This is a genomic window from Amycolatopsis sp. NPDC021455 (assembly GCF_040640995.1).
Classification (GTDB): Bacteria; Actinomycetota; Actinomycetes; order Mycobacteriales; family Pseudonocardiaceae; genus Amycolatopsis.
This window is the reverse complement of record NZ_JBFACT010000006.1, coordinates 48,973-71,329: the sequence shown is the minus strand read 5'-3', so window position 1 is coordinate 71,329 and position 22,357 is coordinate 48,973. Positions and strand designations below refer to the sequence as shown.

General features: G+C 72.1%; 25 protein-coding genes. 12 read left to right on the top strand and 13 right to left on the bottom strand.

Translation table 11 applies throughout. The features are described from left to right. Positions 1-116: 116 nt before the first annotated feature. Positions 117-1,067 (top strand): hypothetical protein, encoded by a 951-nt coding sequence (locus AB0G28_RS11505; protein WP_361086472.1) that lies wholly within the window; start codon positions 117-119, stop codon positions 1,065-1,067. Here the strand turns inward: AB0G28_RS11505 and AB0G28_RS11500 are convergent. Continuing rightward, positions 1,043-1,660, bottom strand: a complete 618-nt coding sequence (locus tag AB0G28_RS11500) for a TetR family transcriptional regulator (RefSeq protein ID WP_361086469.1) — start codon at positions 1,658-1,660, stop codon at positions 1,043-1,045. The genes AB0G28_RS11505 and AB0G28_RS11500 overlap by 25 nt on opposite strands. A 45-nt stretch (positions 1,661-1,705) precedes the next feature. On the opposite strand from AB0G28_RS11500, the gene AB0G28_RS11495 reads away from it, so the two are divergent. From AB0G28_RS11495 to AB0G28_RS11485, 3 genes are all read left to right on the top strand, one after another. Beyond that, positions 1,706-2,212 carry a PPOX class F420-dependent oxidoreductase gene (locus tag AB0G28_RS11495; RefSeq protein WP_361086466.1) on the top strand — a complete coding sequence of 169 codons (507 nt, stop codon included), beginning with the start codon at positions 1,706-1,708 and terminating at the stop codon, positions 2,210-2,212. After that, a complete protein-coding gene (locus tag AB0G28_RS11490) occupies positions 2,212-3,780 on the top strand; it encodes an acyl-CoA synthetase (protein WP_361086463.1) in 1,569 nt (522 codons plus the stop codon). The genes AB0G28_RS11495 and AB0G28_RS11490 overlap by 1 nt, the downstream gene beginning before the upstream one ends. A gap of 125 nt (positions 3,781-3,905) precedes the next feature. After that, the gene (locus AB0G28_RS11485; RefSeq protein WP_361086460.1) at positions 3,906-4,274 is read left to right on the top strand and encodes an STAS domain-containing protein; all 369 of its coding nucleotides are present in this window, start codon (positions 3,906-3,908) and stop codon (positions 4,272-4,274) included. Here the strand turns inward: AB0G28_RS11485 and AB0G28_RS11480 are convergent. Further along, positions 4,246-5,247 (bottom strand): hypothetical protein, encoded by a 1,002-nt coding sequence (locus AB0G28_RS11480; RefSeq protein ID WP_361086457.1) that lies wholly within the window; start codon positions 5,245-5,247, stop codon positions 4,246-4,248. The genes AB0G28_RS11485 and AB0G28_RS11480 overlap by 29 nt on opposite strands. Positions 5,248-5,301: 54 nt before the next feature. On the opposite strand from AB0G28_RS11480, the gene AB0G28_RS11475 reads away from it, so the two are divergent. After that, complete coding sequence (locus tag AB0G28_RS11475; RefSeq protein WP_361086454.1) at positions 5,302-5,973, top strand: TetR/AcrR family transcriptional regulator; 672 nt, start codon at positions 5,302-5,304, stop codon at positions 5,971-5,973. Between the two features lie 13 nt (positions 5,974-5,986). On the opposite strand, the gene AB0G28_RS11470 is transcribed toward AB0G28_RS11475, so the two are convergent. Next, on the bottom strand, positions 5,987-6,358 hold the full coding sequence (locus AB0G28_RS11470) for a hypothetical protein (RefSeq protein ID WP_361086890.1): 372 nt from the start codon (positions 6,356-6,358) through the stop codon (positions 5,987-5,989). Between the two features lie 229 nt (positions 6,359-6,587). Next, the gene (locus AB0G28_RS11465) at positions 6,588-7,487 is read right to left on the bottom strand and encodes a LysR family transcriptional regulator (protein ID WP_361086452.1); all 900 of its coding nucleotides are present in this window, start codon (positions 7,485-7,487) and stop codon (positions 6,588-6,590) included. Between the two features lie 72 nt (positions 7,488-7,559). Between AB0G28_RS11465 and dapA the strand changes: the two genes are divergently transcribed. The 3 genes from dapA to glmS all read left to right on the top strand — a co-directional run bounded on the left by dapA (position 7,560) and on the right by glmS (position 10,658). Further along, positions 7,560-8,396, top strand: a complete 837-nt coding sequence (dapA, locus tag AB0G28_RS11460) for a 4-hydroxy-tetrahydrodipicolinate synthase (protein WP_361086449.1) — start codon at positions 7,560-7,562, stop codon at positions 8,394-8,396. Between the two features lie 152 nt (positions 8,397-8,548). After that, complete coding sequence (locus AB0G28_RS11455; protein ID WP_361086446.1) at positions 8,549-8,821, top strand: hypothetical protein; 273 nt, start codon at positions 8,549-8,551, stop codon at positions 8,819-8,821. Positions 8,822-8,834: 13 nt separating this feature from the next. Beyond that, complete coding sequence (gene glmS, locus AB0G28_RS11450) at positions 8,835-10,658, top strand: glutamine--fructose-6-phosphate transaminase (isomerizing) (protein WP_361086443.1); 1,824 nt, start codon at positions 8,835-8,837, stop codon at positions 10,656-10,658. A gap of 3 nt (positions 10,659-10,661) precedes the next feature. Here the strand turns inward: glmS and AB0G28_RS11445 are convergent, their stop codons facing one another. The 7 genes from AB0G28_RS11445 to AB0G28_RS11415 all read right to left on the bottom strand — a co-directional run bounded on the left by AB0G28_RS11445 (position 10,662) and on the right by AB0G28_RS11415 (position 16,536). After that, the gene (locus tag AB0G28_RS11445) at positions 10,662-12,074 is read right to left on the bottom strand and encodes a BNR repeat-containing protein (RefSeq protein WP_361086440.1); all 1,413 of its coding nucleotides are present in this window, start codon (positions 12,072-12,074) and stop codon (positions 10,662-10,664) included. Between the two features lie 77 nt (positions 12,075-12,151). Then, positions 12,152-13,333, bottom strand: a complete 1,182-nt coding sequence (locus tag AB0G28_RS11440) for an FAD-dependent oxidoreductase (protein WP_361086437.1) — start codon at positions 13,331-13,333, stop codon at positions 12,152-12,154. Further along, positions 13,330-13,530, bottom strand: coding sequence for a ferredoxin (locus AB0G28_RS11435; RefSeq protein ID WP_361086434.1), 201 nt, complete (start codon positions 13,528-13,530; stop codon positions 13,330-13,332). The genes AB0G28_RS11440 and AB0G28_RS11435 overlap by 4 nt, the downstream gene beginning before the upstream one ends. An 18-nt stretch (positions 13,531-13,548) precedes the next feature. Then, entirely contained in the window at positions 13,549-14,169 is a 621-nt protein-coding gene (locus AB0G28_RS11430; protein ID WP_361086431.1) for a TetR family transcriptional regulator, read from the bottom strand. Next, positions 14,166-15,374, bottom strand: a complete 1,209-nt coding sequence (locus tag AB0G28_RS11425) for a cytochrome P450 (protein WP_361086428.1) — start codon at positions 15,372-15,374, stop codon at positions 14,166-14,168. The genes AB0G28_RS11430 and AB0G28_RS11425 overlap by 4 nt, the downstream gene beginning before the upstream one ends. 155 nt (positions 15,375-15,529) lie before the next feature. Beyond that, entirely contained in the window at positions 15,530-15,964 is a 435-nt protein-coding gene (locus tag AB0G28_RS11420) for a pyridoxamine 5'-phosphate oxidase family protein (RefSeq protein ID WP_361086425.1), read from the bottom strand. Beyond that, on the bottom strand, positions 15,961-16,536 hold the full coding sequence (locus tag AB0G28_RS11415; RefSeq protein ID WP_361086422.1) for a TetR/AcrR family transcriptional regulator: 576 nt from the start codon (positions 16,534-16,536) through the stop codon (positions 15,961-15,963). The genes AB0G28_RS11420 and AB0G28_RS11415 overlap by 4 nt, the downstream gene beginning before the upstream one ends. A gap of 88 nt (positions 16,537-16,624) precedes the next feature. On the opposite strand from AB0G28_RS11415, the gene AB0G28_RS11410 reads away from it, so the two are divergent. Beyond that, positions 16,625-17,644, top strand: a complete 1,020-nt coding sequence (locus AB0G28_RS11410; RefSeq protein ID WP_361086419.1) for an aldo/keto reductase — start codon at positions 16,625-16,627, stop codon at positions 17,642-17,644. Beyond that, the gene (locus AB0G28_RS11405) at positions 17,644-18,507 is read left to right on the top strand and encodes an LLM class flavin-dependent oxidoreductase (RefSeq protein WP_361086416.1); all 864 of its coding nucleotides are present in this window, start codon (positions 17,644-17,646) and stop codon (positions 18,505-18,507) included. The genes AB0G28_RS11410 and AB0G28_RS11405 overlap by 1 nt, the downstream gene beginning before the upstream one ends. A 135-nt stretch (positions 18,508-18,642) precedes the next feature. Here AB0G28_RS11405 and AB0G28_RS11400 read toward each other — a convergent pair whose 3' ends face one another. Continuing rightward, positions 18,643-19,059, bottom strand: coding sequence for a MarR family transcriptional regulator (locus AB0G28_RS11400; protein ID WP_361086413.1), 417 nt, complete (start codon positions 19,057-19,059; stop codon positions 18,643-18,645). A gap of 53 nt (positions 19,060-19,112) precedes the next feature. Between AB0G28_RS11400 and AB0G28_RS11395 the strand changes: the two genes are divergently transcribed. Next, complete coding sequence (locus AB0G28_RS11395; RefSeq protein ID WP_361086410.1) at positions 19,113-19,523, top strand: SRPBCC family protein; 411 nt, start codon at positions 19,113-19,115, stop codon at positions 19,521-19,523. Then, positions 19,520-20,227 carry a class I SAM-dependent methyltransferase gene (locus AB0G28_RS11390; RefSeq protein ID WP_361086407.1) on the top strand — a complete coding sequence of 236 codons (708 nt, stop codon included), beginning with the start codon at positions 19,520-19,522 and terminating at the stop codon, positions 20,225-20,227. The genes AB0G28_RS11395 and AB0G28_RS11390 overlap by 4 nt, the downstream gene beginning before the upstream one ends. A 36-nt stretch (positions 20,228-20,263) precedes the next feature. Here AB0G28_RS11390 and AB0G28_RS11385 read toward each other — a convergent pair whose 3' ends face one another. Continuing rightward, entirely contained in the window at positions 20,264-22,297 is a 2,034-nt protein-coding gene (locus tag AB0G28_RS11385) for a cellulose binding domain-containing protein (protein ID WP_361086404.1), read from the bottom strand. Between the last annotated feature and the right edge of the window lie 60 nt (positions 22,298-22,357).

The window sequence follows — 22,357 nt, the reverse complement described above, 5'->3', positions numbered from 1 at the left end:
TCTCCCCGAAGGAGTGACACCCACGGCGGGCCCGTTTCCTGCGGGCCCGCCGTGGGTATTCCCGTGTCGCCGATACTGCCGACTGACCATGCGTGTGGGTGGCGCGAGGTGAGGTCATGGTGACGACGACGGGCGACGAGCCGCTGCCGATCCGGATCGAGACCACCGACGTCGAGGCCCTGGAAGCGGCCGTGGGTGTGCTGCGGGCGCTGGACTACCGGCAGGGCGGCGGGTTCTGCCGGGACGCCGTCCGGGTGGTCAAGACGGCGAGCCTGCTGCTGCATTGGGGAACGGTGCCGGACCCGTTGCGGGCGAGGCTGTTCACGGTGCTGGCCGACGTGCACAACCTCCTGGGCTGGACGGAGTTCGACATCGGCCACGACGTCCCGGCCCGGCGTCGTTTCGAGCGTGCGCTGGAGCTGGCGACCGAGGCGGGCAACGACAACCTCGTCGCGAACATCCGGTACCGGCTGGGCCGCCTGCACCTGCACCGCCACGACGTCGCGGGCGCGCTGACGGAGTTCGCGCACGGCCGGGCGGCGGCCCTGCGCTCGGATTCCCGCCGTGCCCTGGCGATCCTGGCGGCGAACGAAGCATGGGCCCTCGCCATGGGCGGCGCGTCCCGGGCGGCCCTCGTCCGGCTGGAGGAGGCCGAAGCGGCGTTCGCGGAGGCGGCGACCTGGCCCGAACCGCGGCCGTGGGAGGCGTTCTTCGGGACGGCGGACATGGCGGCGATGCGCGGAACGGTCCTGACCGAACTGGCCTCGGTCCCCGCCGACGCGATCACGCACCTCACGGAGGCGGCCGGCCGCTACGGCACGGACATGGCCCGCAGCCGCTCGCTGACGTTGATCATGCTGGCCCAGAACCACGCGGCCCAAGGCGACTTCGACGAAGCCACCCGCGTCGGCACGGAGGCCCTGGACCTGGCCCGCGACCTGGGCTCAGTCCGCCCCAAGGACCGCCTGGCCCCGTTGGAGCGCCTCCTCCGCGACTGCCCACCCGACCGCGCGGTCACCGCGTTGCTCGACCAGATCACCCGCTACCGCTCCGACCCGCTGCCCTGATCCGGGTTGATGGTGATCGTGCGCAGGGCGTGGTGAATGCGATCCGGGAGGGCTCCGCCGTGGTCGATCCAGTCGTCGAGGGAAATGCGGACCGCCGCCATCGCCAGGGCCGCCAGCAGGCGGGGGCGGGGGTCGTGCTCGGCGAGGCCGTCGAAACGGGGGGTCAGCAGCTCCGCGATCGCCTGCTCGTAGCGGTGGTAGGCCTGCGTGGTCCACGCGCCCAGGGTCGGTGACGAGCGGGTGAGCCGGGCCAGTTCGCGGATCTGGCCCGCGTGCGCCGGGAACTCGGCCGCGAGTTCGCCGAACGCCGCCACCAGCGCCTCCTTCGCCGGCAGGTCGTCCGGCTGACGGGCGATCGCTTCGGTCACCAGCGTGAGCCACGGCCCGGTGATGCCCTCGGCGACCGCGCTCTCCTTGGTGTCGTAGTAACGGAAGAACGTCGCGCGCGCGACGTCGGCGTCCGCCGCGATCTGGTCCACCGTCGTGCCGCCGACCCCGTGCAGACCGGCCAGCCGGGCCGCCGACGCCGCGATCCGCGCGTTCGTCGCCCGCCTCTTGCGCACGGCGAGGCTTTCCGGTTGGCTATGAGACATAGTCTCAAAATATACACAGTCTCATCGAGTGGCAAAGGGGCTCTCATGGGCGTGAACCAGCGCGAGCAGGTCGTGATGTCCGCCGAGGAGGTCACGGAGTTCTTGCGGCGGCAGCGGGTCGCGACGCTCGCCACGGTCGCGCCGTCGGGACAGCCCCACCTGGTCGCCATGTGGTACGCCGTGCTCGACGGCGCGCTGTGGTTCGAGACCAAGGCCAAGTCGCAGAAGGCGGCGAACCTGCGGCGCGACGGCCGGGTCACCGTCATGGTCGAGACCGGCGGCACCTACGACACGCTGCGCGGAGTCGCCCTGGAGGGGCGTGCCGAGATCGTCGACGACGCCGACGCGTTGTGGCGCGTCGGCGTCGACATCTGGGAGCGCTACACCGGCCCCTACACCGAAGAAGCCCGGCCGATGGTCGAGTTCATGCTCGCCAAGCGGGTCGCCGTCCGCCTCGACGTCGAGCGGACGCGGTCGTGGGACCACCGCAAGCTCGGCCTGCCCGCCCTCCCGCTCGGCGGCAGCACCGCCGCGTACCTGCGGGAGGCGTGATGGAGTTCAACCTGGCCGACCTCTTCGAAAACATCGCCGACGCGATCCCCGGCCGCGAAGCCCTGTACTCGGAGGGGCAAACGCTCACCTACCGGGAGCTGGACCAGCGCGCCAACCGGCTCGCGCACCACTTCGCCGCGGCCGGCGTCGGGGCGGGCGACCACGTCGGGTGCCACCTGATGAACGGCCCGGAGTACCTGGAAACCCTGCTCGGGCTGCTGAAGATCCGCGCGGTGCCGATCAACGTCAACTTCCGGTACGTCCGCGACGAGCTGCGGTACCTCTACGACAACGCCGATCTCGTCGGGCTGGTGTACGACACCGAGTTCGCCGACCGGGTCGCCGCGGTCCTGCCGGACGTGCCGAAGCTGCGGCACCTGCTGGCCGTCGGGCCCGGCGAACCCCTGCCCGGCACGCAGCGGTACGAGGACGCGCTGGCCGCCCAGCCGGACGACCGCGACGGGTTCCCGGCGCGGTCGGCCGACGACCGGATGATCATCTACACCGGTGGCACCACCGGCCTGCCGAAAGGCGTCGTGTGGCGGCACGAAGACCTGCTCTTCGGCGGCATGAGCGCCGGCGTCGTCGGCCTCACCAAGCCGGAGGACGCCGGCCCGCGCGCGGCGGCGGCCGACCCGCTCGTCATGTTCGCCGCGCCCCCGCTCATGCACGGCACGTCCGTGCTGGCCTCGTTCATCAGCTTCCTCGGCGGCAGCAAGGTCTGCCTGGTCCGCAAGTACTCCGGCGAGGCGGCGGTCCGCGTCATCGAGGAACTGGGCTGCCAGACGATGATGATCGTCGGCGACGCGATGGCCATGCCGATCGTCGAAGCCCTCGACGCGCACCCCCGGCCGCTGCCGACGTGGAAGATCGTCGCCAGCGCGGGCGCGCTGCTCACCCAGCCGGTCCGCGACCGCCTGCGCGCCCACGTGCCCGAGCTGTACATAGTGGACAGTTTCGGGTCGACCGAGACCGGGCACAGCGGCGTCGGCGTGGACGAGAACCGGCACTTCACCGTCAACGAGACCACCACCGTCCTCGGCGACGACCTCCAGCCCGTCAAGCCCGGCAGCGGCGTGGTGGGCCAGGTGGCCCGCCGCGGCCACATCGCGCTCGGCTACTACGGGGACCCCGAAAAGACCGCGCGCACCTTCGTCGAAGCCGGCGGGGTCCGCTGGGCCCTGACCGGCGACCACGCGACGGTGGCCGCCGACGGCACGGTCTCCTTCCTCGGCCGCGGCTCGATCTGCATCAACTCCGGCGGCGAGAAGATCCACCCCGAGGAGGTCGAAGCCGCCCTGAAGTCCCACCCGGCGGTCGCCGACGCCGTCGTCGCCGGCATCCCCGACCCGCGCTGGGGCCAGCGGGTCGCCGCCGTCCTCCAGCTCCACCCCACCGCCGGCGCCGTGACCCGGCAGGACCTCGAAGACCACCTCGCCCCGCTGATCGCGCGCTACAAGCTCCCCCGCCTCACCCACGTCGTCCCCCGCATCCAGCGCTCGCCTTCGGGCAAACCGGACTACCGGTGGGCCACCGAAACCCTGGTCCGCGCGGCGGGCGAGCACTGAGCCCATCGGGTCGTTCCCGGGTGTTTGCTCTTTGCCGTGCCGGGGTACCCCCGACCCGGTGAAGTCCGGACCGGCGAAGAAGGGATCCGACATGGCTCGGTCGTCGAAGCAAGTCGGGGGGAATCGTGACCGCTGACGGCAACCGGCTCCGGCCCCAGGACCTCCTGCGCGTGACCCCGCACCACTCCGGCGGCGCCGTCGTGCTGGCGGCGACGGGCGAGGTCGACCTGCTGAGCGCCCCCGTGCTGAGCGAAGCGATCACGAAGGCGCTCGAGGGCGCACCGGCGCTGCTGGTGGTCGACCTGACCGAGGTCTCCTTCCTGGCCTCCATCGGCATCACGGTCCTGCTCGAGGCCCGCCGCACGGGCGGCGACCGCACGCGGGTCCGCGTCGTCGCCCCGGAGCACGGCGTCGTCAGCCGCACCCTGCAGCTGACGGGCCTGCACGAAGCGCTGGCCGTGACGACTACGCGGGACGACGCGCTGGCCGGCTGAACCGGGCCGCGATGGCGTGGAAGACCTCCTTCGGCTCCCACGCCAGGCCGCCGGGCAGCACCTTCACCGCGCCGTAACTGGCCATGTCCAGGTCCCGGCGCGGCTCGGGGTCGAAGGGGCACTCGTAGCCGGCGAAGGTGAACCAGAACGCGCCGTGCACGCCCTCGGCTTCGAAGACGTCCATCAGCTCGGTGAAGTACGCCGCCTGACCCGCCTCGTCGCGGACGTAGTCGCCGTTCAGCACACGCGGCTCGCTCTCGAAGTCGACGATCGTCCAGCCCGTGCCGCCCGCGTCGGCCGCGCCCCGGTAGGTGCAGCAGCCGAACTCGGTGATGACCAACGGCTTGCCGTGACCCAGGTGGCTGCGCACGCGCTCGGCGAAGCCGTCGGCGTTGTCGGCCGAGCGGTACAGGTCGACGGCGGCGTAGTCGAACCCCGACCAGTCGACGTCTTCCCAGTCCCCTGAGGCGTAAGTGATCTTGCCGCCGAAGTGCTGCCGCGCGTCCGCGGCGATGTCGCGCAGGACTTCGGCGAAGTCCCACTCGGGTGAGAACGTCGCCCACGCTTCGGGGTTCCCCGCGTTCCGGAGGCGTTCCAGCAGGTACGCGCCGGGCACGAACCCGGTGGAGAACAACGACATCTCACAGCCGAGCACGAGCACGGTCTCCGGGTCACGGGCCCGGATTTCCTCCGCCCGGCGGGCGCAGTCCGCGAGGTAAGGCCGCAGCTCCGGCGGCGTCAGGTCCATCGGGAAGGGCGCGAACCACACCCGCAGCCCGGCGTCGACCGCGGCGTGCGCGGCCAGGACGAGGCGGGCCGGGTCGTCCCCGCTGATCCGGACCGCGTCGCAGTGCAGGTCCCGCGCGATGATCTCCAGTTCCCGCCGCACCACCGCGGGATCGAACGCGACGCGCGACCGGTCGCCGACCGCGCCGCCGAACCCCGTGTCGTAGTTGATGCCCCTGAGCTCCATCCGCCCCTCCCGAATGTACGTCGTACACGCGACTGTACGTTGTACACTCCGGCCATGCCACCCCCGCTGATCTGGCACCACCCGGAGCCGCCGGGCCGGAAGAACGCGCTCACCCGCGCGGCGGTCGTGCGCACCGCGATCGAGGTCGCCGACGCCGGCGGGGTCGCCGCCCTGACGATGCGCGCGGTGGCCGACGCGCTCGGCGTGTCGACGCCGATGTCGCTGTACCGCTACGTGCTCAACAAGGACGGCCTGGTCGACCTGATGCTGGACGAGGTGTCGGCCGAGGTCGCCGTGCCGTCCGCGCCGAGCGGCGACTGGCGCGGCGACCTGCGCGGGCTCGCGACGAGCCTCTGGGCGATGATCGGCAGGCACCGCTGGTACGCCGAGCTGGTGGACAGCCGCCCGCCGTTCGGCCCCCGCACCATGCGGCGGGCCGCGTTCCTGATGACCGTGCTCGACGGCGCGGGGCTCGCGCCCGCCGTCGCCTACGCCTCGCTGCTGGACAACTACGTCACCGGGACCGCGATGAGCGTCAGCCGGGAACTCGAGATGCTCGGCCGGTTCGGCATCGGCTCGACCGCGGACCTGCCGTCGTACGCCGCCGAGATGGCCGACGACTCGCTCGAACCGTGGCTGCACGACATGCCGGACTTCACCGCGGACTCGCGGTTCGAGCTCGGCCTCGACTGCCTGCTCGACGGGTTCGCCCGCCGCCGTCGCTGAAAGCCCGCCCGGCTCAGGCGAGGGCCGCGGCGCCGAAGGCGACCAGACCGGCCACCTTGAGCACCTCGAGTCCGATGTAGACGAAGTGGGCGTGACTGCGCGGCCCGTCTTCCCCGGCCAGCACGCGATCCGACCGCCGCGTCAGCACCGGCCGGACGGCGACCAGCTGGACGAGCAGCACGACGGCCACCGCGGCGCCGAGCACGACGGCGGGCCCGCTCCGCGGCCCGGCGGCCAGGCACCCGCCGATGCCGACGGCGAGCACGGCTTCGACGAGGTTGAGCGCACGGAACACGATCCGGCCGATGCCGAGCCCGAGCGGCAGGGTGACCCCGGGCGCCCGGAACTTCAGCGGCGCTTCGAGGAACGAGATCGCCAGGACCATCCCCAGCCAGGTGAACGCGATCGCGGCGGCAACAGGCACAACGCCTCCTCGACGAACTCCACTCCGGGACGCCTTCGACCCTAGTCCCGCACCGACCGGTTCAGCCGGGTGCTCCAGCCTCGCCCCAAACGCCCCAATGTGGCATTGGGTGCGCTCAACGCACCGAACGCCACATTGGGTGCGTCCAACGCACCCAACGCCACATTGGGGCGCTGGCCCGGCACGGGGATCACGCGGCGTGGCAGCCCGCCGCCAGCTCGGCCAGCACCGCCCGGATCGCCGGGCTGGTGTCGGCGCTTCGCCGCCACACCGCGTGGACCTCCCGCTTCGGCGGCCGGCGCAACGGCCGCGCGAGCAGGCCCTCGCCCAGCGGCGGCCGGGCGAGGCGCGGGATCAGCGCGATCACCTCGCCGGCGGCGACCAGCGCGAGCTGCGTGGCGAAGTCGTCGACCAGGTGGCGTACGTCCGGCTCGTCCGCGAACAGCCGGCGGAACCATTGGTGGCACACCGTTCCCGGCGGGCTGGTCACCCACGCGTGCCCGGCGAGGTCGGCGCCGCCGAGCGGCGGCTCGAGCCGCGCCAGCGGGTGCTCGCGGCTCATGACCAGGTCGCCGACGTCGGTGTGCACCCGGCGCCGTACCAGCGACGGCGGCAGCGGCGCGGGCAGCAGCCCGTCGGCGTCGTGGACGAGCGCGAGATCCGCCGTCCCGGTGCCGACGCCGTGCCACGCCTCGTCCGGGTCCTGCTCGGTGATCCGCACCCGCAAGTCCGGGCACCGGGAAGCCAGCCGGGGCAGCAAGGGCGCGAGCAGGCCGCGGATGGCGGTCGAGAAGGCCACCACCCGGAGCGTGCCGCGCGGCGCGCCGTCCGAGACCGACTGGGCCGCTTCCGCGCAGCGCTCCAGCGCCTGGAACACGTCGGGTGCCGAGTCGACGATGGCCTGCCCGGCCGGCGTCAGCACCACCCCGCGGCCCGCCGGCGCGAGCACCGGCACGCCGACCTGGCGTTCCAGCCGCTTGATCTGCTGCGACACCGCCGACGCCGTGAACCCGAGCTCCTCGGCCGCCCGCGCCAGCGTCCCGAGCGCGGCCACCGAGCGCAACGCCCGCAGCGCACCGACCTCGATCATGAAGCCAGGCTACGCAATATCGGCAAAAAAGCATCGCTGGACCACAGTAGTCGCGCCGGGCAGGGTCGGGACATGACCGATTTCGGCACCAACCTCGTCGCGATGGTGACCCCGATGCGGCCCGGCGGCGCACTCAGCGAGCCCGGCCTCACCCGGCTCGTCGACCACCTCCTGGCCACCGGCTGCGACGGCCTCGTCGTCGGCGGGACCACCGGCGAGTCCCCCACCCTGACCGAGACGGAATCCGCGCGGCTGGTCCGGGCCGTGGTGGCCCAGACCGGAAGCCGCGCACGCGTGATCGCCGGCGTGGGCACCTACGACACGGCCGCCAGCATCCGCCGCGCCCGCGAAGCCGAGGCGGCCGGTGCGGACGCGCTGCTGCTCGTCTGCCCCTACTACTCCCGGCCGACGCAGGCCGGCGTGATCGCGCACTGCGTGGCGGTCGCCGACGCCACCGCGCTGCCGGTGATGCTCTACGACGTCCCCGCGCGCGCCGGCGTCGCGATGGCGCCGGCCACCCTGGCCGAGCTGGCCGGCCACCCGCGGATCCGGGCGGTCAAGGACGCCAAGGGCGACCTGTTCGAGGCCATGACGGTCATGTCCCGCACGTCGCTGGCGTACTACTGCGGCATCGACGAACTCAACCTGCCGTACCTCGCGTGCGGTGCCGCGGGCCTGGTCAGCGTGGTGGCCAACGTGGCAGCCGACCGCACCGCGGACCTCATCCGCGCCGTCCGCGAGGGCGACCTCACCAAGGCGAGGGCGGTCAACGACGACCTGATCCCGTTGACCGAGCGCCTCATGCGCTCGGGCCCGGGCACGGTGGCGGCGAAGGCGGCGCTGGCCGAGCTGGGCGTCATCCCGCACGCGACGGTCCGGCTCCCGCTCGTCGAAGCGACGACGTCCTGAACGACTCGTTCAGGACGTCCGACGACAGGAACGAGTCGTTCAAGACAGCCGCGCCCGGCCCCCGTCGGCCGGCTCGGCGTCCCAAAGCAGGTCCGGAGCCGCAGACTTGCCCGAATTCGGGCAGGAATTTGGGGTTCGGCGAACGAAGAGGCATGATGTCCGGCGTGGAGGACACCGACATCGTCGAGCGGGTGGCCGCGTCCACCGGGCTGCCGCCGGGGATCGCCGCCCGCGTCGTCGACGACGTCCTGGCCTTCTACCGCGTACCCACCGAGGACTACGTGCGCCGCCGGCACGCCGAGCTGCAGGCCCAGGGCCGGAAGAACCCCGAGATCTTCCCCCTGATCGCCGCCGAGCTCCGCGGGCGGCTGGTGGCCGCGCCCGTCCTCTCCGAGCGGCAGTTGCGCCGCATCGTCTACGGCTAGGAAGAGGTCTCCCATGTGCGGGATCGTCGGCTACATCGGCGGCCAGAACGCCGCCCCCATCCTCCTGGAAGGCCTCACGCGGCTGGAGTACCGCGGCTACGACTCGGCGGGCATCGCCGTCCTCGGCGCCAAGAACACCGCCCAGGTCCACCGCGTCGTCGGCCGGGTGCGCAACCTCGCCGCCGCGCTGCCCAAGCGGCTCACCGGCAAGGTCGGCATCGGGCACACCCGCTGGGCCACCCACGGGCCCGCGTCGGAGGCCAACGCCCACCCGCACACGTCCGAGGACGGCCGGATCTGCGTCGTCCACAACGGCATCATCGACAACGCCGACACCCTGCGCGCCCAGCTCGCCGACGCCGGTGTCACCCTCGCCTCCGAGACCGACACCGAGGTCCTCGCCCACCTGATCGCCCGCTCGGCCGCCGAAACCCTCGAAGACGCCGTCGTCGAGGCCGTCTCGCGGATCACCGGCACCTACGCGATCGCCGTGACCGACACCGCCCACCCGGACCGCCTGGTCATCGCGCGCAACGGCTCGCCGCTGATCATCGGCGTCGGCGAGCGGGAGATGTTCGTCGCCAGCGACCTCGCCGCGCTCGTCCGGCACACCTCGCAGGTCGCGCACCTCGACGACGGCGAGTTCGCGACGGTCTTCGCCACCGGCTACCGCACCTTCACCGTCGACGAGAGCGACACCACCAAGCCCGCCACCGAGATCGACATCGACGCCGAAGACCTCGACCTCGGCGGCTACCCGCACTACATGGCCAAGGAGATCCAGGAGCAGCCCGAATCCGTCGAGCGGATGATCCGCGGCCGGCTGGACGACCGGTTCGGCGTCGCCCGCCTGGACGGGCTCAACCTGACGCCCCGGGAGCTGCGCGGGTTCGCCCGCGTGAAGATCCTCGGCTGCGGGTCCGCCTACTACGTCGGCCAGATCGGCGCGACGATGATCGAGGAGCTGGCCCGGATCCCGGCCGACGCCGAAGCCGCGTCGGAGTTCCGCTACCGCAACCCGATCATCGAAGCCGACACGCTCTACATCGCGGTCAGCCAGTCCGGCGAAACGATCGACACCGCCTTCGCCGTCGAGGAGATCAAGCGCAAGGGCGGCCGGGTCGTCGGCCTGGTCAACGTCGTCGGCTCGACCATCGCCCGCGCCTGCGAAGGGGGCGTCTACCTGCACGCCGGCCCGGAGATCGCGGTCGCGTCGACCAAGGCGCTCACCAACATGGCGGTCGGCTTCGCGCTGATCGCGCTGTCCCTCGGCCGCGTGCGCGATCTGTCCAATGCGGACGGTCAGCGCATCATCGACGCCGTCCGCGCGCTGCCCGGGCAGATCAAGTCCATTTTGGACTTCGAGCCCGAGATCGCCGAGCACGCGAAGGCCGTCGCCGCCGCGAAGAGCCTGTTCTTCGTCGGGCGCGTCCGCGGCTACCCGGTGGCCCGCGAAGGGGCGCAGAAGTTCAAGGAGATCTCCTACCGGCACGCCGAGGCGTACCAGACGTCCGAGCTCAAGCACGGCCCGCTCGCCCTGATCGACGAGGAGCTCCCGACGGTCGCCGTCGTGCCGTCGGACGAGCTGACCGAGCGCAACCTGGCCGCCGTCCAGCAGATCAAGGCCCGCGGCGGCGCGGTCCTGGCGGTGACCCACGAGGATGTCGACTTCGGCGAGCTCGGCGTCCCGCGGATCGTGGTGCCCAGGACCGAGCCGGAGCTCGACCCGATCCTGCTGACCATCCCGCTGCAGCTGCTGGCCTACCACGCCGCGCTGACGCTGGGCTACGACATCGACAAGCCGCGCAACCTGGCCAAGTCCGTCACGGTCGAGTGAGCCTCAGCCCAGGCGGAAGTCGGCCACGCGGATCGGCGAGGGCGTCGTCCCGCTCGAGGTCTGCTGGTACAGCACGGAAATGACGCCGTCGGTGGCCAGCCTCGAGTCGTCGACGTCGACCTCGCCGAACGCGTTCAGGGCCGGGGTGTACACGGTCGTCCAGTCGGTCCAGCCGCTCGCCTTGGTGGCGGCGACGATCCGGCCGTACGGCATCACGAGGTAGGCGTTGTCGCCGCGGTCGAAGACCAGCTTCGTGCGCTGGGTGGACCCGGGCGCGACCGGCACCTCGCGCTTGGTCCAGCCGCCGTCGGCCGCCCGGCTGAGGAAGAAGGTGCGGCCGTACTGCTCGCGCTGCGCGGAGTAGTTCGTGACGCACTGGGTGAACCGGCCGGGCACGTAGCTGATCACGACGTGCGGCTGCCCCGCGGAGTCGACGGCCTGGCTCTCCTGGTTCATCAGCGCGTGGTCGACGCCGAGCGGGTCGACGACCGTGCCGGGCGAGGACACGGCCACCGGCGTGCCGCCCGTCGTCGCGACGACCGCGCCGGCATTGTTCCGCCAGGTCCGGCCGCGGTCGTCGCTGTAGACGTAGCCCGTGTCGTGGTTGGCCAGCCCGCCGGAATGGCACAGCACCCCGGAGTTGCCTTCGCGCCAGGTGAACGCGGCGTGCAGCCGCCCGCCCGGCCCGTAGGTGATGCCGTGCAGGTACATGTTGCGCGTGGTGCTGGTGACGCCGTTGCCGGACGTCCACGAGCCGGTCGCCGACGACCACTTCCCCAGCTTGCGCCAAGCGCCTCCGCTGTACTCCGCGAGCTCGTTGGTGCCGTTGCCGGACGCGCCGGTCCGGTAGCTGAGCTGCAGCTTGCGCTCCGGCGTGACGACGAACTGCGGGTAGGTGATCGACCCGAGATCGACGCCGTTCAGCGTGCGCTGCACCGCCCCGAACGCCGACGACGTCCAGGCGTGCGAAGCGGGCGCGGACAGCAGCCCGGCCACCGACTCGACGTAGTAGACCTGGTTGCCGTGGGTGTCCATGGCCACGTGCAGCCGGCCGTCATCCGGCGAGACGCCCATCGAGATGACGTTGTGCGAGTCGTCCACGGTCAGCTTGTGCGGCAGCGCGACGGTCTGCCACGCCCCGGCGCCCACGGCTCGCCGGGCGACCACGGCACTGCGGTCCGCGGTGTACCAGGCCGCGTACTGGTAGCCGGCATAGCTGAAGATGCCACTCTGCTGGAAGGAGTCGTTGTTCACCAGCCCGTCGTAGGAGACGAAGTACAACGCCTCCGCGTCGAGCTGGGTGTCGGCGAGCTTGACCACGGACACGGCCGCCTCGGCCGGGGCAGCGGGCAGCAGCGGCAGCGCCGCGGCCACCAGCACGCCGAGGATCCGGGAAAGCGCTCTCTTCGTGGCCATGGCCTGCCCTTCCGCCGCTGTTAACGCGAACAAGGATCGGCCCCGGAGAGACCGCCGTCAACCGACGGACGGCGGGTTTACACCCTCCCCGCGAGGACTGAACCGGCGATGTCCTGGCGGCGCAGCCGGGCCTGCTTGGGCATGTTCCAGCCGAGCACCCCGGTGACCTCGCCGCCCCGGCGGTACTGCGCGACGAACCGGCCTTCGCGCGGCTCTCCCTCCACAATGGACACCTCCGCGTCCGCGGACAGCGTTCCGTGCACGTGGATGCGGGCGTCGAACTGATTGGTCCAGAAGTACGGCACCGGCGTGTACGGGCGGTCTTCGCCGAGGATGTTCCCCGCGACGGCGACCGCCTGTTCGGTGGCGTTGGTCCGGTTTTCCAGCCGCAGCAGCGCGTCGAAGCCCTCGTGGTGCCAGCGGGCGACGTCGCCCGCCGCGTAGATCCCCTCGGCCGCCCGGCACCGGGAGTCGCACACCACGCCGTTGTCGCACAGCACCCCGCTGCCCGCCAGCCATTCGGTCGCCGGCGCGGCGCCGAAGGCGACCACGACGACGTCGGCGGACAGCACTTCGCCCGACTCCAGCCGTACCCCGGCGATCCGGCCGTCTCCGGCGGCCAGGCCGGTGACCGCGGCACCGAGCCGCAGTTCGACACCGCGAGCGGCGTGCAGCTCCGCGAGCAGGCCCGCGGCGAGGGGACCGAACTGGTAGGCCAGCGGCGCGGGCTGCGGGCCGGCCAGGGTGACCGGAACGCCCATCCCGCACACGGTCGCCGCGATTTCGGCGCCGAGCACGCCGTCCCCGACGACCACCACCCGCTTGCCCGGCGTGAGGTCCGCGCGCAGGGCCAGCGCGTCGTCGAGGGTGCGCAGCACGTGGACGCCGGCGAGGCCGTCCTGCCCGGGCAGAGTCCGCGGCCGCAGCCCGGTGGCGAGGACGACCGCCTCCGCCGCCAGGGTGCGCCCGGCCGCCGTGTGGACCGTCCGCGTGCGGGCGTCCAGCCGGACCGCCGGGTCACCGAGCACGAACTCGGCGTCCAGCGCGGACAGCGCTTCCGGCGGGCGCAACCGTGCCTGCTCGGGCACCCAGTCGCCGCCGAGGATCTGCTTGGACAGCGGCGGCCGGTCGTAGGGCAGGTGCGCCTCGGCGCCCAGCACGGTCACGCGGCCCGCGTACCCCTTGCGGCGCAAGGCTTCCACGGTCGCGAGCCCGGCGGCCGAGGCGCCCACGACCAGCACGCCGTCCGGTGGGGTCACGCGTCCTCGCTCACCGAGATCGCGACGCCCGGGCACACGCTCGCCGCTTCCCGGACGACCCCGTGCAGCTCCGCGCCGGGGTGCTCGTCGAGCAGGATGACGATGCCGTCGTCGTCGCGCTGGTCGAACACGTCCGGCGCGAGCATGACGCAGGTGCCGGCGCCGCAGCACTTGCCTTCGTCCACCGTGACCTTCATGGCTGTTCCTTTCGTTGGTTACTTCGTGACGGGCGCGAGCCACATCCCGACCAGTACGTCGGTGAGGCCCGTGGCGGTGCCGCGCCAGCCGGCGGTGCCCGCGCCTTCGGCGATGGCGCGTTCCCGCTCGGCCATCGTGTGCATCAGCAGCAGGCGGGTGATGTCGTCGCGTTCGGCGCGGACTTCGGCGGGCAGCCCGGGCAGGCACCGGTAAAGCCCGTCGAGGGTCCGCGCCAGCGACGGGGACGTCAGCGTCTCCTCGGCGATGACCGCGCGCAGGGACGGCTCGGTCATCACCTGGGCGGCGAACCGGGCGAACCAGGTGGGCCTGCCCAGCCCGGCCAGGTGCTCGCTGGTCGGGTGAACCAGGCAGCCCACCCAGTCCCGCAGCGGCGCGTCGCCGCCGACGCCGTCCAGCCGGCGGCGGCGCAGCCGTTCGATCGGCCCGGCGTGCTCGCGGACGATCGCCCGCACCAGGTCGGTCCGGGTGCCGAAGTGGTAGCCGACGGCGTTGTTGTTGCCCTGCCCGGCCGCTTCGCCGATCTGCCGGTTCGAGACGGCGAGCACGCCGTGTTCGGCGTAGAGCCGCTCCGCCACCGCGAGGATCCGCTCCCGGGTCGCCTGCGCACGATCGGTCACCAGCGGACGGGCAGTTCCCGCAGGCCGCCGACGGCGAGACCTTCGACGCGGCGGAGCTCGTCCGCCGGAACGGCGAGCTCGAGCGCCGGCAGCTTGCGCAGCAGCACCTCCAGGACCACCTGCAGCTCGGTGCGGGCCAGCGGCTGCCCGAGGCAGGCGTGCGCGCCGGAGCCGAAGGCCAGGTGCGGGTTCGGGCTGCGGGTCAGGTCCATCGCGGCGGCGTTCTCGAAGGCGCTCTCGTCGCGGTTGGCCGCGGCCATGCTGCACATCGCGGTGGTCCCGGCCGGCAGCACGGTGCCGCCGACCTCGAAGTCCTCGGTGATGTAGCGCTGCATGCCCACGCCCGCGTTGGCGTCGACCCGCAAGGCTTCCTCGACCGCCGTGCGCACCAGCGACGGGTCGGCGAGCAGCCGCTCCCACCGGCTGCGGTCCGCCAGCAGCATCGCCGTCATCTTGGCGATCATGTTGGCCGTGGTCTCGTGCCCGGCGATGAGCAGGCCGATGCCGGTGGCGACGAGCGTCGCGTCGGACCAGTCGACGCCCTCGGCGATCAGCGCGCTGAGGATGTCGTCACCGGGCTCGGCGCGCTTGGCCGCGATGTGCGCGCCCATGTACCGGCCGAACTCCGCCTGCGCCGCGTCGAACTCGGCCTGGGTGTAGCGGGTCATGCTGAGCATGACGTCGGACCAGTGGGCGAACCGGTCCCGGTCGGCGTCCGGCACACCGAGCATGTCGCAGATGACCCACACCGGCAGCGGGAAGGCGAGGCCGGCCTTGAGGTCGCCGGGCGCGCCCTTGGCGACCATCTCGTCGATGAGCTGCTCGGCCATCGCCGCCATGCCCGGTCGCAGCGCGTTCATCCGCTTGGCGGTGAACCACTTGCCGATCGTGCGGCGCCAGGTGAGGTGGGCCTCGCCGTGCTGCGGGAGCACGGTCGCCATCTCGCTGTTGAACACCCCGCCCGACTCGGTGTCCGCGACGCGCGCGGCGTTGTCCGCCGGGGTCGGCCGGGTGAACCGCGGGTCGGAGAGGACCGTCTTGACGTCGTCGTAGCGGGTGATCAGCGCCGCTTCGTCGCCGCTGGCCAGCGCGACGCGCGCGACCGGGCACTTCTCCCGGAACTCCGCCCACTCGGCAGGCGGCTCCAGCGCGGTGTCGGCCTCGAACGGAAACCGCGGCAGCTCTTCGGTGTGGCTCGGCGTCATCTCGGGCTCCTCGTTGGTGAATGTCCGCTGTCCCCGAGCATGGCCACGAAGCAAGATTAAGTCAAGCAGTTGACTTAATCTTGGCTCAAGCCGATGCCATGAACGACTCGTTCAGGACATCTGACGTCCTGAACGAGTCGTTCAGGACGCCCGGGCTACTCGCGTTCCACCTTGCGCAGACCGTCCGATGGCGTCCACCACTCGACGACCAGCAGCGTCGCCGCGGCGTTCAGGTGGGTGTGCACGACCTCGGCGACGTCCACCCGGAACCGCTCGCCGTCTTCGCTCAGCGCCCGGCCCGCGATCTTCGCCTCCCCCGGCCACTGCGCCTCCGCGCCTTCGACCGGGTCGACCGTCGCGCTGTGCAGCGCGCACCGCGGGTCGCGCCGCAGGTCGGCGCCCTTGCGGGCGTTCGGCATCGACCCGAAGGCCAGCTCGCCGTCCTCGAAGACCGTCTCGATGCCGGAGATCCGCGGCGACCCGTCGGCCCGCAGGGTCGCGATGGTCTTGTGCTTGTGCGCGTCGAACAACGCCCGGACCCGCCGCGCGAACTCCGGTTCCGCCGCTTCGAACTCCCGCCACGCCGTCATTCCCCCATGGTCTCGCACTTCAGCCCCGAGACGAGGAGGCGCACCATCCGGCGGGCGTCGTACTGCGGATCGCTGTCGGCGCCGACGCAGAGGTTGCCGATGCCCCGCATCAGTTCGAGCGGCCGCACCTCGGCCCGGATCTCGCCGGCCGCGGCGGCGGCGTCGAGCAGCGCGGCGCACGCCGGAACGAGCCTGTCCACGAAGTACGCGTGCAGCGCGTGGGCGCCGGCGTTGTCGGACTGCAGGACACCGGCGAGCCCGTGCTTGGTCACCATGAAGTCGACGTAGCGGTCGACCCACTGTTCCAGCGCCGCGAACGGCGATTCGTTCGACGCCAGCAGGGCCGGTCCCGCTTCCGCGCAGGCCTCCACCTGGTGCCGGAAGACGGCGATGATCAGGTCCGCCCGGGTCGGGAAGTGCCGGTAGATCGTGCCCACGCCGACGCCGGCCTTCGCCGCGATGTCGCGCACCGGCGCGTCCACCCCGGACGCGACGAAGACCGCGGCGGCCGCGTCCAGCAACGTCTTTTCGTTGCGCCGGGCATCCGCCCGCTTGGGCTTGCGCTCGTTCACGGACCCCTCCCTTGCTAAGCGGAACAATGTTCCGTATCGTTACCGGAGCAACGTTCCGTTTGCTCATCTTGCCACGGAGGCACTCCCCATGCAGTACCGCACCTTGGGCCGCACCGGCGTCCAAGTCAGCACCCTCGCGCTCGGCGCGATGAACTTCGGCGCCATCGGGACCACGACGCAGGACGAGGCCACCGCCATCGTCGACGCCGCGCTCGAAGGCGGGATCAACCTGATCGACACCGCCGACAGGTACAGCGAGGGCGAGTCGGAGGTGATCGTCGGCAAGGCGATCGCCGGCCGCCGCGACGACATCGTGCTGGCCACGAAGGCGAGCTTGCCCATGGGCGAAGAGCGCAACCACCGCGGCAACTCGCGCCGCTGGCTGGTCCGCGCGCTCGAGGACAGCCTGCGGCGCCTCGACGTCGACCACGTCGACCTCTACCAGATCCACCGCTGGGACCCCACGACGAGCGACGAGGAAGCGCTTTCCGCGCTGACCGACCTGCGGCGCGCGGGCAAGATCCGCTACTTCGGATCCTCGACGTTCCCCGCGTACCGCATCGTCCAGGCGCAGTGGGCCGCCCGCGAGCACCACCTCGGCCGGTACGTCACCGAACAGCCGAGCTATTCGATCCTGCAGCGCGGCATCGAAACCCACGTGCTGCCGGTGACCGAGGAGTACGGCATGGGCGTGCTGGCCTGGAGCCCGCTGGCTTCGGGCTGGCTGTCGGGCGCGGTCCGCGCGGGCCGGGAGATCACCACCAACCGCGCGACGGTCGTGCCGCAGCGCTTCGACCTCGACGTCCCCGCCAACCGCGCCCGGCTCGACGCCGTCGAGAAGCTGGCCAAGATCGCCGACGGCGCCGGCCTCACCCTGATCCAGCTCGCCCTCGGCTTCGTCACCGCCCACCCCGGCGTGACGAGCGCGCTCATCGGCCCGCGCACCCTGGACCACCTGCGCTCACAGCTCGAAGCCGCCGACACCGTGCTGCCCGCCGACGTGCTCGACGAGATCGACGCCGTCGTCGCCCCCGGCACCGACCTGGCCCCGGACGAGAAGTTCGACACCCCGCCCGCCCTGCTCGACCCGTCCCTCCGGAGGCGTTGATGACCCCCAGTTTCGGTATCCTGACCGCCCCCATGCAGGTCGGCTACGACGAGCTCCTGCGCGTCTGGCGGGAAGCCGACACGGTGCCGGAGATCGAGCACGCATGGCTGTTCGACCACCTGATGCCGATCGGCGGCGACCCGGACGGCCCGATCTTCGAGGGCTGGACGCTGCTTTCGGCGCTGGCGGCGCAGACGTCGAGGATGCGCATCGGCCTTTTGGTCACCAGCAACCGCTTCCGGCCACCGGCGGTGCTGGCGAAGATCGCCACGACGGTCGACATCGTCTCCGGCGGACGGCTCGACTTCGGCATCGGCGCCGGTTCCCGCCCGAGCCACCCCTTGGCGCGGCGGGAGTACGACGCCCACGGCCTGCCGTACCACGGCCAGGCCGACGCGGTGGCGGCGCTGGCCGAAGCGTGCACGGTCATCCGTCGCTTGTGGACAGCCGAGGCCCCGTTCGACTTCGAGGGTGAACACGTGCGTTTGCAGGGGGCGTTCGGCAACCCGAAGCCGGTACAGCGCCCGCACCCGCCGATCATGATCGGCGGCCGGGCGAGCGCGACCCTGCGGGTGGTGGCGGAGCACGCGGACCTGTGGAACATCCCGGGCGGCGGCGACATCGAGGATTTGGCCGGCCGGAGCAGGCTGCTGGACAAGTACTGCGAGGAGATCGGCCGCGACCCGGCGGAGATCACCCGGTCGATCTTCCTGCCGGTGGAGTACGAGCGCCCGGAGGCGACGCGGGGCAAGATCGCCGAGGCGGCCGACGCGGGGTTCGGGCACATCGTGCTCGGGCTGGCGAACCCGTACCCCGACGGGGTGGCGCGGTGGGTGGCGGAGGAACTGATCCGCCGCGCCTAGTTCCGTGCGGCGCAACTTGTCCGGCGTCCGGGACGAGCGCCCCCAATGTGGCGTTGGGTGCGTCTGACGCACCCAATGTGGCGTTCGGTGCGTCCAACGCACCCAACGCCACATTGGGGCGCATCTGGACCACCGTCAGTCCGCACCCGCCAAGTGAGCCAGGGCCGACCGCAGCAGCCGCCGCGTCTCCGGCGTGAGGCCGGCGAGCTTGCGGTCCTCCACCTCGCGGATCTCGTCCCGGACCGCCGCGTGCCGCCGGGCGCCCTCGGGCGTCAGCCGTACGACGCGCGCGCGGCGGTCGCCCGGGTCGGCTTCGCGGCCCACCAGTCCCGCCGCTTCCAGGCCGTCGAGCAGGGCGATCAGGCGGGTCTTGTCGTAGTGGATCTGCTGGGCCAGCACCAGCTGGCTGGGCGCCGCCCCGCGGGCCAGCGCCGACAGCACGACGTACTGCCACATCGAGAGGCCGTGGCGGTCCAGCACCGGCCGTTCGGCCTCGGCCAGGCTGCGCCCCGCCCCGGCGCAGAGGGCCCCGAGATCGTCGTCCTCGTTCACCGGCGGGATTTTACGCTTGGACTTATCGTACGCATGTGCGTATCGTTCCTCTCATGACATCATTCCAGCCCGGCCGTGCCGAGACGCGCACCCTTTCCGTCGCCGCCCCGCCGGAGCGGGTCGTCGAATACCTGGCGGATGCCCGGCACCTGCCCGAATGGGCGCCGGGTTTCGCCACCTCCGTGGACCACGAACGCGACGACATCTGGCGCGTCGGCACCGGCGACGGGCCACGGCGGGTCGCCGTCCGGGTCGCGGCGGCGCACGGCGTGGTCGACTTCGTCAGCGCCGACGCCCCGAACCTGGGCCTGTTCACCCGCGCGGTACCGAACCTGACGGGCGCCGAGCTGATCTTCAGCCTGTTCTTCCCCGAGGGCACCGAACCCGCGGCGGTGGACGCACAGATGGCGGTGGTCGGCGAGGAGCTGCGGGCCGTGCGCGAGCACGTCGAGAGCGGCCGGTGAACCGGGAAGTCCGGTCCGTCGACGACCTGCTCTGCCTGCTGGACGGCCTGTTCGACGACCGCCCGGCCCCGGACCGCTGGGACCGCTTCTACGCCGACCGCGACCGGCCCGTCCCGTTCTTCACCGACCTCCCCGACGAAAACCTCGACGGCTGGCTCCGCGACGGCCCCCTCCGCGGCGGCCGCGCCCTGGAGCTGGGCTGCGGCCCGGGCCGCAACGCCCTCCGGCTCGTGGCCGCGGGCTACGAAGTCGACGCCGTCGACCTCTCGCCGGCCGCCATCGCCTGGGCGCGGGAACGCGCGGGCGACACCCCCGGCGTCCGCTTCCACCGCGCGGACATCTTCGCCGCGGACCTGCCGCACGAAACCTACGACCTCGTCTACGACTCCGGCTGCCTGCACCACCTCGCCCCGCACCGGCGGATCAGCTACCTGGCCCTCCTCGACCGCCGGCTCGCCCCCGGCGGCCATTTCGGCCTCACCTGCTTCGCCGCGGGCACCGGCGACCCCAACTCGGGCGTCGAAGTCCCCGACGCGCAGCTCTACCGGGACGGCAGCCTCCACGGCGGCCTCGCCTACGAACCCGGCGACCTGCGCCGCCTGTTCGGCGGCTACACCGAGGTCGAACTCCGCGCCATGAACGGCACCCCGGCCGACGGCCTCTTCGGTGTCCCCTTCCTCCTCACCGGCCTCTTCCGCCGATGAAGCCGTTGAGACCGGTGAGGAGGAAGGCGGCGAACGTCAGCCGGCCGAGCAGACGACGCCGTTGAGGCTGAACGCCGTCGGCAGGATGTTCGGCCCGCCGTAGTCGGCGGTGAACCCGACGTCCACGCCGGACGCGAGTGCGGCCGGCGACGACACCGTCACCGTCGTCCCGTTCTGGGCCCAGGTGCCGTTCCAGCCGCCGGTGAGCTTCTGCCGCGCGGTCGGCCAGGTGAACGTCAGCGTCCAGTCCCCCACGACACCCGTGGCGGTGACGTGGATGCCGCCGACGAAACCGCTCGCCCAGTCGGTCACGTCGGTCATCCGGACCGTGCAGCTGCTCGACGCCGGCGCGCCGGTGGTGAACGTCAGCGGCGGCGATGCCCACGACACGTTCCCGGCGGTGTCCCGCGCCAGCACGTTGACCGTGTACCGGCTGCCCGGGACGAGGTTGCCGACGTCGAGTGACGTGCCGGGGGTCTCGCCCCACTGTTCACTCACCGCGCCCACCTGCCGGTACACCTCGTACTTCGCGATCGGGTGCGCGCCGGGCGCGGCCGGCGCCCAGGTGATCGTCGCGGTCCGGTCGGTCGCCGTCGCGCTGGGCTGCCCGGGCGTCCCGGGTCCGGCGGACGCGGCGGAAGCCGGGTGCAGCACCAGGGTCGTCAGCGAGTACGGCGGCAGGGTCTGGGACGTGCTCGTCCCGGTCGTGGCGCTGCCGATCGACGTCGCGCCGTTGGTGAAGGTGAACACCTGCGGCGCGGCCGCCGACGGCGTGTAGCCCGCGAAGTCCAGAGTCACCGCCCGGGGCTGGTCCGGGTCCTTGTTGAGCAGCAGCACGGCGAGGTCGCCGTTCGCCCGGCGGACGGCGTGCGCGCCGACGAGCGGGTCGTCCGCGCCGGCGCGGACGAACTGGTCTCCGGGCCGCGCGAACGTGCTCAGCATCTTCAGGCCGTAGTACGGCGCGAACGGCGTGTTGAGCGCGGGCTCGCAGACGCCGCCGTCCAGGCACGTGGCACTCGAAAGAAGACCGGAGTCGCCGTAGTCCGGATAACCGGCCACAGTGGACAGTTTCGTCCCGCCGTTGTGCGTGTCCCACCAGTCGATGGTGAACACGCCGTTCTCCAGCAGCGAGCTGTAGGTGTCGGCGGCGAACAGGGCGCCGGGCTGGGTGTCCATGCCGATCGGCGTGTTCGTTTCGGTCATCGCGACGCCGATCCGGCCGGAGTTCGCGCCCGCGTACCGGGTGATCTGCTCGCGTGCCGCGAACATGATGTCGTTGATCTGCTCCGGTTTGGTGAGTGCCTCCGCCGCCGTCGAGCCGCTCGGGTACCAGTGCAGGATGACGAAGTCGATGTGCGGGCCCGCGATCGACAGCACGGTCTGGTTCCACGTCGCCGTGTCGCCGGAGCCGACGATGCCGTCCGGCCAGTTCCCCGGGGTCGTCAGCACGGCGCCGATCTTGGCGCCCGGATCGACCGCCTTCATCGCGTCGGCGTAGGCGACGACGCCGTTGGCGTAGGCCGTCGGGCTCTTGTCCGCGTGGTTGTCGGCTTCCCAGTTCGCGCCGTAGTGCCCGTTCCCGTAGAGCTCGTTGCCGATTTCCCAGTACTTGACGCCGTAGCCCTTGGTCACGTTGGCGTACCGCACCCAGTCCGCGGCTTCCTCCGGCGTGCCGGTGCCGTAGTTGGCGATGATGATCGGCTGGGCGCCGGCTCTGCGCACCCCGCCCATGAAAGTGTCGAAATCGGTGTTCGGCGCCACGTACCCGCCGGGCGCGGTGTTGTCCTTCCAGTGGTAGATGTCGCCGTAGGAACCGCCGGGGTACCGCATGGTGCGGACACCGGCCGCGCCGAACAGGTCGGCCACCTGGTCGGTGCCCAGCTGGCTGTCCCACACCGCGTGGTTGATGCCGATCCCGGTGTCCGGCATGGTGGCCAGCCCCGCTTTGGCGTTGACGGTGACCGTCGCCGTGGGCGCGGTCGCCGCCCCGGCGGTACCTGCTGCCGGTACCGCCGCGGCGAGCACGGCGATCACCGGCCACGCTGCCCAGCGCAGACGTCGAGCTGTCATGAAAAGTCCATCCTCACTCGTCGGGCACGAACGGATGACTGGGAGCGCTCTCAGCGAGAG